Genomic DNA, 13327 nt, shown 5'->3' on the forward strand with positions numbered 1-13327 from the left:
AAAGCGAGAAATTATTAATTTCTCGCTTTTTTTGTTTAATAAAAGAACTGAAAATTAAAGGACAAAAGCTTCTAAATTAAAAGCTTCATTAATTTCTTTATAAACAATTTTACCATTAATAATATTTAACCCTTTTTCTAAAGATGTATCTTTTGCACATGCTTCTCTCCAACCTAAATCTGCAAGTTTGATTACATAAGGCAAAGTTACATTAGTAAGTGCCATGGTAGATGTGTAAGGAACAGCTCCCGGCATGTTTGCTACACAATAATGTACAACATCATCTATAATATAAGTTGGGTCTTCATGCGTAGTTGCTTTTGTAGTTTCAAAACAACCTCCTTGATCTACCGCTACATCTACAACAACAGTTCCTGGACGCATTTCTTTTAACATATCTTTTGTAATTAATTTTGGTGCCTTTGCTCCTTTTAATAAAACACCTCCAATAATTAAATCATGAGACTTTATATGCTTTCTAATACTGTATTCATTTGAAAACTCTGTAACAACATGATTTGGTAAAACATCATTTACATAACGTAGTTGCTTCATGTTAACATCCATAATTGTAACATGTGCTCCTAAACCTGCGGCCATTTTTGCGGCTTGAACACCTACAACTCCAGCTCCTAAAATCAAAACTTTTCCTGGTGCAACTCCCGGTACTCCTCCTAAAAGGATTCCTCTTCCTTTAATTGGTTTTTCTAGATACTTTGCTCCTTGCTGAATTGCCATTCTACCTGCAACTTCAGACATTGGCGTTAATAAAGGCAACGTACCTTCTTCATCTTCTACCGTTTCATAAGCGATACAAATAGAGTTACTTGCAACCATAGCTTTGGTTAATGGCGCACTAGATGCAAAATGAAAATATGTAAATACAATTTGATTTTCTTTTATTAAAGGATATTCAGATGCAATGGGTTCTTTTACTTTTACAATCATTTCACTTTGATTGTAAACTTCTTCAATCGTGTCTAAAATTATTGCTCCAACTTTACTATAATCTTCATCAAAAAAACCACTTCCTTCTCCAGCATTAGACTGAATATAAACAACGTGATTTCTTTTGGTTAATTCAAAAACACCAGCAGGAATCATACCTACTCTATTTTCATTGTTTTTAATTTCTTTAGGAATTCCTATTTTCATTTTTGCTTAGAATTAGTTATTATAAGCAAGTAAATTTAAAACCTTTTTGTTCGGAATTTAACAAAAAGATTTTAAACTGTTATTTTTATGAAAGTGATATTTTTTCTGTTTTAGAATAATTGAATCCTATATTTTGATATCTTATTTTATCAAAAATTGAATTATTAGCCTAAAAAATTAAAATTAATTAGATGTACTGCAATCTTTTAATCCAAATCTAAGCGAATTCCTATCGAAATATTCCTAGTCTCCGTGTTTTTAAACAGTGGGTTTAAATCATATTTCACATATAAACTTGTAGATCTATAGCCTAAATAAGCACTCAAACCATAATTTATAGTATTCATATTAAAACTATCTTTCTGCACTTCTTCTACATCCACACCTTGCGCATTTTTAAACTCTAAATACTGTCTTGTTCCTAATTTAAAACCTACAAAACCACCAACCCCAAAACGTACAGATCTATTTGTTCTATCTCTTACAAAACCATCTTCATATTTTTTATTTCTAGAAAAATCCCATTCCAAATGCATTGGAAATATCATTTGAACATGACGCAGTCTGCTTTCTTTTAGTTGACTAGAAAAGGTCTCTAATTCTGTCATATCTACATTTTTAACATGGTATCTATCCTCATCTAATCGTAAATTATTCCAAAGAAAAGATGCTCCGTATTTAAAATATAATTGTGATGCTTCTTTTGCAAAACGTGTTTTCCAAGTCCAACCTAATTCATAAAAATGCGATTGCCAAAACTTATATTCAGAATCTTCTAAAGATGCTAATTCGCCATTATTTATCACATTATTAACTCCCATAGCAAATACAAACTGAGTTGTTGTACTTCTATTTTTTTTATTCTTCGTCTTCCTCCTTGCTTCTCTTCTTTTGTTATCATATTTGTCATCTTCATCATTTACGGTGAATTTAAATGTTTTATGACCAATAGAAAACGTATTTACTTCATCATCATTGCCAATTTCATCTGAACTTGCTATTTTTCCATTCGTTTTATCCTGAACTAATAATTGCAACAAACGTTCTTGTTCTCCAACCTTTTCTTCAATTTGTCTTGCGTGATACCTAGCAACTTCCTTTTTTAAAGATGCTGCTGTTGTTGTAGTAATTTCTCCTTTTTCTAATCTCTTATTGATATTCATCACCTTTGTCTTCAGAGAATCTTTCTGTATTTTGGTAATATTTTCTATCCTTTTTGATATTTTACTTACTTCTTTCTCAAATGTTTTTTGCTGAGATAAGGCAATAGTTGTACTAAACAACACTAAAATTAGCAGTACTCTTTTCATCTTTAATGTTTTATAATTTATGTTTTTGTTTTTTTTGATTAACCTTTTTAATCGTTTCTACTTGCAATTGCAGACGCAATATCTGTTACTCTTTTCTTTAATGATTTCATGAAATTATTCTGAAAAGCAGCCTCATCTATATTGCGCTCTACTTCTGCAAGAATAATAGTAGGATTCACTTTTAAATTCGATTCTTTCAGCTGATTTCGAATCGTTTTTAAAACTTCATTCCTATTAATAGTATACTTAGCATAATATGTTTTGACTTCTTCTTTACTGTGTGTTACGGCATATAATAAATCGGCACTATTTATTTTTATGATACTATTAGGGGCTTGGATAAAGCTTTCTTTTTTGATTTCTAATTTATTCTCAGTACTTATTCCTTTTTCTTTATCGTGCGTTACAGCATATAATAAATCGTCACTATTTATTTTTATAGTACTATTAGCATCTTGTTTAAAGCTTTCTTTTTTTAATTTAGATTCCTTCTTTGTAGGAATGATCTTTTGTTTATGATCTACGTTGGTAATTTCATCTTTGTAATTACTAGGGGTTTTTAATAAAGTAAGCTTTTTATTAAAATCAGATTGCTTCACTTTGTTAGCAATAGCATTGCTATTTTTATTAGTTTTTTTCGCTTCTTCTACTTTTTCATTATTTACAATTGCTTCTTCAACAGGAATTTCATTTATAAACCTGTCTGTTTTTTTATCAATTAAAAGGGTGTCAATAGGAGTTTTTACAATGCTATTTTCTAGAATTACTGGCTTATCATTATCAGAAAAAAACCAAAAACTTACTGAAATCAAGACTACAAGACTTGCTGCATAGCCTATATAAAAAAACCAACCTTTTTTCTTTTTCTGCTCTTGCTCATCTAATTGTGCAGATAAACGCTCCCAAGCAGAAGCAGAAGGTTTAAATGTTCTATTCCCGAACTTCTCTTTTATGTTAGTGTCTACCTTATTTGTTTTCATGAATTATGTTATTCATTTTATAATAATTTTCTTGCAATAATTTACGTGCTTTAAACAATTGCGATTTTGATGTACTTTCAGAAACGCCTAGTTTTTCTGCAATTTCTGAATGCTTATAACCTTCTATGGCGAATAAATTAAACACCATTTTGTAACCGTCTGGTAATTTATCAATCAGTTTTTGAATGTCTTCAACAGCGCTGTTTTCTAAATTCTCTGTAGCTTCTCCATTAAAAACATACACTTCATCTGTAAAGTCAATCAAGTTTCTCTTACGGAGATACGAAAGACAGGTATTTACCATAATTCTACGTATCCAACCTTCAAAACTACCTTCGTTTTTGAACTTCTGTAAGTTGGTAAAAACTTTTAAAAAACCTTGCAACATTAAATCTTCTGCGTGATGTAAATCTTTTACATATTGCCTGCAAACTCCCAACATTTTAGGCGAAAACTGCTCAAACAATTGTTGTTGCGCTTCTCTATTGTTGTGTATCGCTTTTTTAATGAGCGATTTTTGTTTGTTATGCAAGTTGATAATTTTCAAGCCTCTCTATTCTGTTTTTAATGCCTTACAAATATATAGACTACAGATGTTTAAAAAAGGTTGCTTGGAAGAAAAAAAGTTTTTAAACTTTTTTTAGCTATGAGTTCTAAGTGATTCGTTTTTAGTTTTATCAAACTAAAAAATGAAAGAAAGTGCTTATTTCTAAATGGTGTAATTTCTTTTACTTTATGAAAGTGTTATCGAATTAAAGTATCTAAATCCAGATTTAATAATTGGATGATTAACGCCTAGTTTGCGCTTATAATACTATCACCAATACAAATTAAATCGTATTTTATATACTTTTTATTTTTCAAATAACATCGTTTGTTATCTTCATTCAAAATATCTTTTAAATTTGATAATGCCAAACTGAAATTTTATCTATCAACTACCTACTAAATTAATAAGCATCTACATCAATAATAAATCTTATTGGTCTAAAATCTTTTACAGCTTCAAACGTATTTCTAATTTTAGTAATCTGATTTTTAGTATTTGCTAAATTTTGTTTTGGCGGAATTTTAATCACAATATTCTTAATATATTGATTCCTAATTCTAGAAACTGCAGGTGCAGTTGGACCTAAAACATTTTCACCAAATGAACTATACAAAGCTTTAAACAACCAATTCACACCAATATCAACTTTATTATAATCTCTGTGTTTTAGTGTTATTTTTATCAACCTAAAATAAGGTGGATATTTATATTGCCAACGTTCTTGCAACTGTTCTTTATACATTTCTGTATAATTTGTGGTAGAAACTTGCTGTAATATTTTATGAAAAGGATTGTAGGTTTGAATAGCAACATTTCCTTGTTTTTTACTTCTTCCTGCTCTTCCAGAAACTTGTACCATCATTTGATAACCACGTTCATGGGCTCTAAAATCTGGAAAATTAAGCATCGTATCTGCATTTAAAATTCCAACTAAAGAAACATTATCAAAATCTAAACCCTTTGATAACATTTGTGTTCCTACTAAAACATCTATTTCTCTCGCTTCAAAAGCACCAATTATTTTTTGATAGCCATGTTTTCCACGAGTGGTATCTAAATCCATTCTTCCTATTTTGAAATCTGGAAATAAATCCTTTAATTCTAACTCAATTTGTTCTGTACCAAACCCTTTTGTGTCTAAAGTATTACTACCACAAGCGCCACAACTATTTGGCATTGCACGTTGGTAATTACAGTAATGACAACGCAATTCGTGTTTAAACTTATGAAACGTTAGCGTAACATCGCAATTTGGGCATTCTGGTGAAACCCCACAGGTTTTACACTCTACCACTGGAGAATATCCACGTCTGTTTTGAAACAAGATAACTTGTTCTTTTTCGTCTAACGCTTCTTGAATTAGCTTAAGCATCCTGTCAGAAAAATGACCTTTCATTTCCTTTTTACGCTGTTTTTCTTTAACGTCTATCAATTCAATTTTTGGTAATTGAACATTTCCATGACGTCTATTTAATTCAACAAAACCATATTTTTTTTGTGCTGCATTATAATAACTTTCTAAAGAAGGAGTTGCAGAACCTAATAAAATTTTTGCTTTATGAATATTTGCTAAAACAATGGCAGAATCACGCGCATTGTATCTTGGTGAAGGTTCAAATTGTTTGTATGAAGTTTCATGTTCTTCATCAACCACAATTAATCCTAAATTAGAAAAAGGTAAAAATACAGACGAACGAGCGCCTAAAATTATTTGTGCTTTTGGTTTGTTATCCAAAACATTGTTCCACACTTCTACCCTTTCATTCATAGAATATTTAGAATGAAATACAGAAATCTGATTTCCAAAATAAACCTCTAAACGTGTAATAATTTGTGTTGTTAATGCAATTTCTGGCAATAAAAATAAGACTTGTTTGCCTTCATCTAAAACTTCTTGTATCAATTTTGTATACACTTCTGTTTTACCAGAACTTGTAATTCCGTGTAAAAGTGTAACCTCCTTTTCTTTGAAAGCCTCTTTAATTTCTGCCAGCGCAACTTCTTGAAATTCGTTTAAGTTTTTTAAATCATTTGTGCCTCCTTCAAAATGAATTCTATCTGTTTTTATATGATAAAATTCAAAGATATTTTTATCTACCAACGATTTTAAAATAGAAGATGAAACACTTGCTTTTTCCTCTAAATCTTTTGCTTTTATAGGTTTTTTAGAAGTTGATAACTGAAAAAAAGCTAATACAGCTTCTCGTTGTTTTTTAGCTCTAGATAGTTCTTCTAGCAAAGAATTTAAAGATGCATCACTTGTATAGTTTTGATGTAAACGAACATATTTTACCAATTTAGGTTTGTATTGTTCGTAGATTTCTTCATGAATTGTGATTGCAGATTTTTTAATTAACTCGTTAATTGTAGGCATTACTTTTTTCTTGCCTAAAATATCTGCGACTTGATGTATAGTTAATTGAGATTGATGATGTAAAGCTTCATAAATTAAAAACTCATCATCTAATAAGATAGATGTATCAATATCAGCTTCATTTTTATAAATAACAGTTTCACTTTCTAACAAAAATGCAGATGGCAAAGAGGCTCTGTAAACATCTCCTAAAGAACACATGTAATATTTAGAAATCCATTGCCAATGTTTAATTTGCAATTCATTTACCAAGGGTTGTTCATCTAAAATTTGATGAATTTCTTTGGCTTCATATAATGTTGGTGCATTTTGATGGATGTTTAAAACCAATGCAGAATACATTTTTGTTTTACCAAAAGAGACAGCAACACGCATTCCCTTTTTAAGAAAATTGGCTTCGTCTTCAGTTACAGAATACGTAAAAGTTTTCTGAATGGGAATTGGTAAGATAACGTCTATAAAATGCATTGTCACTTCGAGTGATTTTACGATTGAAATGAAAAAAATTGTATTGAGAAGTCTAACATCTTTAAAATTTTTCGATACAATTTCGATAAAAATTCGAAATCACTCGAACTGACATTCTAACAATTTATTATAATCCAAAACTACATAAAATTAGCTACATTACTTTTATTCAGTTGAAAAAGTTAGCAGATTGGTTTAGCCCTGATTGCAGCAATTGTTTGAGCTCTTTTTGGCCCCGTGAAAACGGGAGAAAAAAAGCGAGTGCGAAAAGCAGGAAATAGCTTCAAAAAAATAATACTGAATTTTAGTCTATTTATTAATGATGGTCTTTAGATACAGGTTTTCAACTTTTTCTCTTGCCCAAGGTGTAGTTCTTAAAAACTTAAGACTAGATTTATATGTTGGATTGTTCTTAAAAGCATTTATATTTAAAATATCGCCTAATTCTTCCCAGCCATATTCTAAGAATAATTGTTCTAAAATAGTTGCTAATTTTATTCCGTGTAACGGATTATTTGGTTGTTGTTCTGTCATAATTATTTATCTAAATTTGGTAAAAGTAAATATCTAATACACTTTCTTTAGCCATCATTTACTCTATTTCTAATTGGATAGAAAATCAGTAGGCGTTTGCGAAAATCCGTTTACAGAAATAAATAAAATCGCCAAAATTAGAAACTTATAAATTCTCATTTGAGTGGATATATCAGTTTAGAAAACAAATGTAATATTATTTGTTTTTAGATTATAAATATTAACAAAAAAATAGTCATTGATAATTGCGAATTTTTCAATAATTTAGCATGAAATTTAAGAAATCTATAGATGAAAAATATTGCATTACATAAAATTCATGAAGCTCTTGGAGCAAAAATGGTTCCTTTTGCAGGTTATAATATGCCTGTACAATATGAAGGAGTTACAGCAGAACACTTAACAGTAAGAGAATCTCTAGGTGTTTTTGATGTCAGTCATATGGGAGAATTTTTGGTTGAAGGAGAAAATGCGTTGGCTTTAATTCAAAAAGTAACATCTAATGATGCTTCTAAATTAGCAATTGGAGATGCACAATACAGTTGTTTTCCTAATGAAGATAATGGTATTGTAGATGATTTAATTTGTTATAGAATTAAAGAAAACACCTATTTATTAGTTGTAAATGCTTCTAATATTGAAAAAGATTGGAACTGGATTAGCAAATACAACGAAGAATTTAAAGCGGAATTAAAAGATTTATCGGAAGGTTATTCGCTATTAGCAATTCAAGGTCCCAAAGCAATTGAAGCGATGCAATCTTTAACTTCAGAAAATTTATCTGCAATAAAATTTTATACGTTTAAGATAAATGATTTTGCAGGAGTTGAAAACGTAATTATTTCTGCAACTGGTTATACAGGTTCTGGTGGATTTGAAATTTACTGTAAGAATGAAGAAGCTGTACAAATTTGGAACAAAGTTTTTGAAGCTGGTGCTGCTTTTGGAATTAAACCAATTGGTTTAGCAGCACGTGATACATTACGTTTAGAAATGGGGTATTGTTTATATGGAAATGATATTAACGACACAACCTCTCCTATTGAAGCTGGCTTAGGCTGGATCACTAAGTTTACCAAAAATTTTGTAAATAGTGAAGCTTTAGCGAAAGAGAAAGAACACAAACCAGAAAGACGTTTAGTTGCTTTTGAATTGGATGAAAGAGGAATTCCAAGACATGGCTATGATATTGTTGATGAAAATGGAAATATTATTGGAAATGTTACTTCTGGAACGATGAGTCCTTCTTTACAAAAAGGAATTGGAATGGGGTATGTACCAAGAATAGGCTCTAAATCTGGAACTCGTATTTACATACAAGTTCGTAAAAAAGCAATTCCAGCCACAATTATAAAATTACCTTTTTATAAAGGATAAGAAAATAGAGCACATAAAAAAAACGAGCAAATTGCTCGTTTTTTTTTGTGCTTTTAATTTCTTTAAAATTACATCATTGAAGCGGCAACTTTTTTATAACTACCATTTTCTAAGTTTTCTCTGATTGCAGAAAAAGCTACAATTGTTTCATCAATATCTTCTTGTGTATGTGTTGCTGTAGGTATTAATCTTAAAATAATTAATCCTTTTGGAATTACTGGATACACAACAATAGAGCAAAATATTCCATGGTTTTCACGTAAGTCATTTACCATTGCCATTGCTTCAGGAATTTCTCCTTTTAAGAATACAGGTGTTATACAAGTTTGTGTAGTTCCTAAATCGAAACCAGAAGTACGCAATCCAGATTGTAAAGCATTTGTATTTTTCCACAATCTTTCTTTTAATTCTGGCATTGTACGCAACATATCTAAACGTTTTAATGCCCCTTTAACCATTGCCATTGGCAATGACTTTGCAAACATTTGAGAACGCATATTATATTGTAAATACTGAATTACATCTTTGTCTCCAGCTAAAAAAGCACCAATACCAGCCATAGATTTTGCAAAAGTTGCAAAATAAACATCGATATCATTTTGTACTCCTTGTTCAAAACCGGTACCTCTTCCTCCTTCACCTAAAGTTCCAAATCCATGTGCGTCATCTACTAATAATCTAAAATTATATTCTTTTTTAAATGCTACAATTTCTTTTAAACGACCTTGTTCTCCGCGCATTCCAAAAACACCTTCAGAAATTACAAGAATTCCTCCACCCGTTTTTTCTGCCATTCTTTTAGCTCGTTTTATGTTTTTTTCAAAACTTTCCATATCGTTGTGACGATATACAAAACGCTTTCCTGAATGCAAACGGACACCATCTATAATACAAGCATGTGTATCCATATCATAGACTATAATATCATTTTTGGTCACTAAGGCATCTATTGCAGACATAATACCTTGATAACCAAAGTTTAATAAGTATGCCTTTTCTTTATCTACAAACTCGGCACATTCTTCCTCTAATTGCTCATGAATTGGCGTGTGCCCAGACATCATTCTTGCCCCCATAGGAAAGGCCATTCCATGTTCTGATGCTGCTTCACCATCTGCTTTTATTACATCAGGATGATTTGCTAAACCTAAATAGTCATTAATACTCCATGTAATTACTTTTTTGCCATTGAAAGACATTCTATTAGATATTGGACCTTCTAGCTTAGGAAAAACATAGTACCCTTCCGCTTTTTCTGCCCAATTACCTAAAGGACCTTTGTCTTCTATTATTCTTGCAAATAAATCTGTCGTCATTTTCTCTTTTTGTTTTTTTACGAATTGCAAAGTAACCCTTTTTTTGCAGTTTATCAAATTGTTAATAATGCAATCAACTTATATAAATCCTTGTTCTTTCATCCAAGAATCACTGTAAATTTTATTCATATAACGTGAACCATGATCTGGAAAAATAAGTACAACAAAACTGTTTTCATCAAACATACCTAGTTTTTCATACTGTTCTGTAGCCTGCATTACTGCACCACTAGTGTATCCAGGGAAGATTCCTTCCGTTTTAACTATTTCTCTAGATTTTAATGCTGCTTCTTTATCTGTAACTTTTTCATAGATATCAATTACATCAAAATCTGTAGCAGTAGGAATTAAGTTTTTCCCTAACCCTTCAATTTTATAGGGACTTATTTCTTTTTCATCAAACTCTCTAGTTTCGTGGTATTTCTTTAAAACAGACCCAACAGCATCAACCCCTAATATTTTAACATTTTTATTTTGTTCTTTTAGGTATTTTCCTGTTCCAGATATTGTTCCTCCAGTTCCACTTGCAACAACTAAATGTGTGATTTTCCCTTCTGTTTGTTTCCAAATTTCTGGGCCAGTAGTTCTGTAATGAGCTTCTATATTTAACTCATTAAAATATTGATTTATATAAACAGAGTTCTTTGTTTTTCTATGAATTGTTTTTGCTACTTCATAATAAGATCTTGGATCATTTGGAGCAACATTTGCAGGACAAACATGTACTTCTGCTCCCATAGACTTTAACATATCTATTTTATCCTGTGATGATTTATCGCTAACAGCTAAAATACATTTATACCCTTTTACAATGCTAATCATTGCTAAACTAAAACCTGTATTACCAGAAGTAGTTTCTACAATTGTTGCACCTTTTTTAAGGATTCCTTTCTTTTCTGCATTTTCTACAATATGTAGTGCAATTCTATCTTTTGCAGAATGCCCAGGATTAAATGCTTCTAATTTAGCATAATAAGATCCTTTAAGGTTCTTTGTGATTTTTTGAAGCTTAACTAGCGGCGTTTCTCCTACTAATTCTAATATTGTATTGTTAATTCCTTGATGTCTGACCATTCTATCACTTTTTTCAAAGTAACCAACAAAATTGGTTACTTTGAATCGAGTGCAAAAATAGTTTATTTTTCTAACTTATTTTCTAAAGCAAGGAAGAAAGTGTAGTCTTTAGCCGTTTCTTTTAAAGCATCAAACCTACCTGATGCCCCTCCATGTCCAGCTTCCATATTTGTGCGTAACATTAATAAATTATTGTCAGTTTTTAACTCACGTAATTTAGCAACCCATTTTGCTGGTTCCCAATATTGTACTTGAGAATCATGCAAACCAGTTGTTACTAACATGTTAGGATATTTTTTTGGTGCTACTTGATCGTAAGGCGAATATGATTTTATATAGTTATAATATTCTTCTTCATTAGGATTTCCCCATTCGTCATATTCTCCTGTTGTTAAAGGAATACTATCATCTAACATTGTAGAAATTACATCAACAAATGGAACAGCTGCAATAATACCGTTGTACAATTCTGGATTCATATTCACAATTGCTCCCATTAATAAACCACCTGCAGAACCTCCCATTGCATATAAATGATCTGCGGAAGTATACTTATTTTCAATTAAATATTTAGAACAATCTATAAAATCTGTAAAGGTGTTTTTCTTGTTCAACATTTTTCCATCATCATACCAATCTCTTCCTAAATATTGGCTTCCTCTAATGTGTGCTAAAGCATACACAAAACCTCTGTCTAACAAGCTTAAACGCGTTGTAGAAAATCCGTCTGGAATTGTATAACCATAAGAGCCATAAGCGTATTGTAATAAAGGAGTCTCTTTGCCTAATTTAGTATCTTTATGATACACTAAAGAAACGGCTACTTTTTCTCCATCTCTTGCAGTTACCCAAACGCGTTTACTGATGTAGTTTTCTTTTTTAAACTTCCCTCCTAATACGTCCTGTTCTTTTTTAACATCCTTAGTTTTATCTTTCATATTATAATCGACAATAGAACTTGGTGTTGTCATTGAATTATATGAATATCTTAAAATATCTGTATCAAAATCAGGATTACTATACACTGTTGCAGAATACGTTTCTTCATCAAAAGGCAAATACTCATCTTTTGTTCCGTCCCAACGTTTAATTCTTACTTTATTTAATCCATTATTTCTTTCTTCTAAAACTAAATAGTCTTTAAATATTGAAACATCCTCTAATAAAGTATCTTCTCTATGAGGAACAACATCAACCCAATTCTCTTTAGAAGGTTTGTTTACAGATGTTTTCATCAGTTTAAAGTTCTTTGCTTCATCCTTATTAGTAAGAATATAAAAATCATCACCAAAATGAGCAAGACTATATTCTAAATCTCTTTCTCTTTGTTGCACCATTTTAAATTCTCCATTTGGAGTATCAGCATCTAAAAATTGATATTCTGTAGAAACCGTGCTGTAAGAACCTATAACGATATATTTATCAGATTTTGTTTTGTAAACATAGGTTCCAAAAGTGTCATCTTTTTCATGGTAAACTTCAACATCTTCTGAAGCATCTGTACCTAAAACGTGTTTAAAAATTTTCTCGCTACGTAAAGTTACTGGGTCTTTTTTTGTGTAGAACAATGTTTTATTATCATTTGCCCAAACAGAACCACCAGTTGTATTTTCAATGATATCTTTATAGATTTTCCCTGTTTCTAAATTTTTAATTCGGAGAAAATATTGCCTTCTACTAACCGTATCAGTTGCAAAAGCAATTAGTTTATTGTCTGTTGAAATATTTAAACCTCCTAACTGAAAGTAATCGTATCCTTTTGCCTCATTATTTACATTGAATAAGATTTCTTCTTCTGCTTCTAAAGTTCCTTTTTTACGTGAGTAAATTGGATACTGACTGCCTTTTTCATAACGAGTAATATAAAAATAACCGTTATCTTTATAAGGTACAGATTGGTCATCTTCTTTAATACGACCTTTCATTTCTTGAAATAAGCTTTCTTGAAAATCGTCTGTATATCCTATATTCTCTTCGTAATATTTATTTTCTGCATTTAAATAATCATACACTTTTTGAGTTTGTGCATCTTTATTTTCTGCATTTTTTTGTTCATCAGACAAACGCATCCAAAAATAATCATCTATTCTTTCGTCTCCGTGTTTCTCTAATTTATAAGGTTGCTTTTCAGCAACTGGTGCTATTGCATCAGTATTTTTCATTGATTTATTTTTACATGCGGTTGCAAA

General features: G+C 30.6%; 10 protein-coding genes. 1 reads left to right on the plus strand and 9 read right to left on the minus strand.

What is annotated here, in order from left to right:
- Positions 1-54: 54 nt before the first annotated feature.
- From ald to BTO04_RS02850, 6 genes are all read right to left on the minus strand, one after another.
- The gene (gene ald, locus BTO04_RS02825) at positions 55-1155 is read right to left on the minus strand and encodes an alanine dehydrogenase (RefSeq protein WP_087563055.1); all 1101 of its coding nucleotides are present in this window, start codon (positions 1153-1155) and stop codon (positions 55-57) included.
- Between the two features lie 206 nt (positions 1156-1361).
- A complete protein-coding gene (locus tag BTO04_RS02830; RefSeq protein ID WP_087563056.1) occupies positions 1362-2465 on the minus strand; it encodes a hypothetical protein in 1104 nt (367 codons plus the stop codon).
- A 47-nt stretch (positions 2466-2512) separates the two neighbouring features.
- Positions 2513-3445, minus strand: a complete 933-nt coding sequence (locus BTO04_RS02835) for a hypothetical protein (protein ID WP_087563057.1) — start codon at positions 3443-3445, stop codon at positions 2513-2515.
- Positions 3432-3992 (minus strand): RNA polymerase sigma factor, encoded by a 561-nt coding sequence (locus BTO04_RS02840; protein WP_087563058.1) that lies wholly within the window; start codon positions 3990-3992, stop codon positions 3432-3434. Before BTO04_RS02840 ends, BTO04_RS02835 begins: the two co-directional genes overlap by 14 nt.
- Before the next feature lie 403 nt (positions 3993-4395).
- A complete protein-coding gene (gene priA / locus BTO04_RS02845) occupies positions 4396-6837 on the minus strand; it encodes a primosomal protein N' (RefSeq protein ID WP_087563059.1) in 2442 nt (813 codons plus the stop codon).
- Positions 6838-7146: 309 nt separating this feature from the next.
- On the minus strand, positions 7147-7371 hold the full coding sequence (locus BTO04_RS02850; RefSeq protein ID WP_087563060.1) for a VF530 family DNA-binding protein: 225 nt from the start codon (positions 7369-7371) through the stop codon (positions 7147-7149).
- A gap of 291 nt (positions 7372-7662) precedes the next feature.
- On the opposite strand from BTO04_RS02850, the gene gcvT reads away from it, so the two are divergent.
- Complete coding sequence (gene gcvT, locus BTO04_RS02855) at positions 7663-8748, plus strand: glycine cleavage system aminomethyltransferase GcvT (protein ID WP_087563061.1); 1086 nt, start codon at positions 7663-7665, stop codon at positions 8746-8748.
- Between the two features lie 68 nt (positions 8749-8816).
- Here gcvT and BTO04_RS02860 read toward each other — a convergent pair whose 3' ends face one another.
- The 3 genes from BTO04_RS02860 to BTO04_RS02870 form a co-directional block, all read right to left on the minus strand.
- Complete coding sequence (locus tag BTO04_RS02860) at positions 8817-10064, minus strand: pyridoxal phosphate-dependent aminotransferase family protein (RefSeq protein ID WP_087563062.1); 1248 nt, start codon at positions 10062-10064, stop codon at positions 8817-8819.
- 78 nt (positions 10065-10142) lie between these two features.
- Entirely contained in the window at positions 10143-11138 is a 996-nt protein-coding gene (locus BTO04_RS02865; protein WP_087563063.1) for a PLP-dependent cysteine synthase family protein, read from the minus strand.
- Positions 11139-11200: 62 nt separating this feature from the next.
- Positions 11201-13300, minus strand: coding sequence for a S9 family peptidase (locus BTO04_RS02870; RefSeq protein ID WP_087563064.1), 2100 nt, complete (start codon positions 13298-13300; stop codon positions 11201-11203).
- Positions 13301-13327: the final 27 nt, after the last annotated feature.

Origin of the sequence: Polaribacter sp. SA4-10 (genome assembly GCF_002163835.1) — a bacterium.
GTDB lineage: Bacteria > Bacteroidota > Bacteroidia > Flavobacteriales > Flavobacteriaceae > Polaribacter.